At 58.5% G+C, this 1,620-nt stretch carries 1 protein-coding gene and 1 pseudogene; both read right to left on the bottom strand.

Features of this window, described 5'->3' with window-relative positions:
- Positions 1-295: 295 nt before the first annotated feature.
- A pseudogene (locus A3730_RS03920) lies at positions 296-472 on the bottom strand (MmcQ/YjbR family DNA-binding protein); the annotation flags it as partial.
- A gap of 123 nt (positions 473-595) precedes the next feature.
- A partial coding sequence (gene prfC, locus A3730_RS03915) for a peptide chain release factor 3 (protein ID WP_063537518.1) occupies positions 596-1,620 on the bottom strand: 1,025 nt, incomplete at its 5' end.

Raw genomic sequence — 1,620 nt, 5'->3', positions numbered from 1 at the left:
GCAGCACGGAGGAAAAGATGTCCCGCAGCGCTAGCAGGCTGTTGGAAAGCCCCTTGCGTACTCAGCGTGGTCAGAAGGGTGCAGCTGTTGTGTTTTGTCGCGACGGGCAGGGTGGTTCCCTTTCCTAGCGACAAAGCGCAGCAGATGTGCCCTTCTGGCCTCGCCCTCCGGGTCTTCCAGGCTGGCCCGCACTCGTTGTTGCAATGTCTCGATGGGTGGACACACACCTTCAACATTGCGCGTAGATTGCGAGCCAGCCTGGAAGACTGAGTATGTAAGGGGCTTTCCAACAGCCTGCATGAGCCTGATCCGGATCGCACTTCAGATTCATGCGCCCTTCACCACCCTCCTGCCCCAGCGTTGCGAACATCTTGTCGCGCACTTTCATCACCGCCACACCCGGGCCGAAAGGATAATCCTCCATCGCTTCAGGCTTGCCGAGAAGATATTGGCGAGCGGTATCGGCATCCATGTCCACCTCGTTTCAAATGCGGGTTCCATTACCCGAGCCGTCGTAAAACGGCCAGGTTTAGCATGGGTCAGGTTCTTCTGATTTTCGCTGTTAACTATTCACTGTTAACTATTAATTGCCTTCTCAGATTTCCCGGGTTTCACGGAAACGGATATCCGGGTGTCGCTCCTGGGCCAGTTGCAGGTTCACCCGCGTGGGCGCCAGGTAGGTCAGGTGCCCTGCACCGTCCCGGGACAGATTATCGTAGGCTTTGCGTTCAAAGGCAGACATGTCTTTTTCACTATCGGCTTCCACCCAGCGAGCCGTGGCCACACTCACCGGCTCATAACGGCAATCTACCCCGTATTCGCCTTTCAAACGCGCAGCCACCACGTCGAACTGCAGGGTACCCACTGCACCGAGAATCACATCGTTGTTACGCAGCGGGAAGAACACCTGGGTAGCGCCCTCTTCTGCCAGCTGGGTCAGGCCCTTGTGCAGCTGCTTGCTTTTGAGCGGGTCGTTGAGCACCACCCGCTGGAACAGTTCCGGTGCAAAGTGCGGAATGCCGGTGAAGGCCAGCTCTTCGCCTTCGGTGAAAGTATCGCCGATCTGAATGGTGCCATGGTTATGCAGCCCGATAATGTCACCGGAAAAAGCCTCGTCCACATTATCACGCTCACCGGCCAGGAAGGTCAGCGCATCGGGAATACGCACGTCCTTACCGGTACGCACCTGCTTTAGCTTGATGCCCTTCTGGTACTTGCCAGAACAAATGCGCATAAAGGCAATACGGTCACGGTGGCGGGGGTCCATGTTGGCCTGAATCTTGAACACAAAGCCGGTCATCTTGGGCTCATCGGCCGCCACGGTGCGAGCCGTCGCATCGCGAGGCTGCGGTGGCGGCGCCCACTGCACCAGGCCATCGAGCATATGGTCAACGCCGAAATTGCCCAGCGCGGTGCCGAAGAAAACCGGGGTCAGTTTGCCGGCCAGGAAACGCTCCAGATCGAACTCGTGGCTGGCGCCCTGGACCAGCTCCAGAGTGTCGCGCAGCTCCTCGGCGTAGTCAGCGCCCACGGCCTCATCCAGCTCGGGATTATTGAGCCCTTTCACCTCGCGCACGTCCTGCACAGTGTGGCCCTGACCGGTCTTGTACAGCACGGTGG

This window comes from Alcanivorax sp. HI0044 (assembly GCF_001634945.1).
The sequence above is the reverse complement of the archived record's forward strand: the minus strand, read 5'-3'. Positions and strand labels throughout refer to the sequence as shown.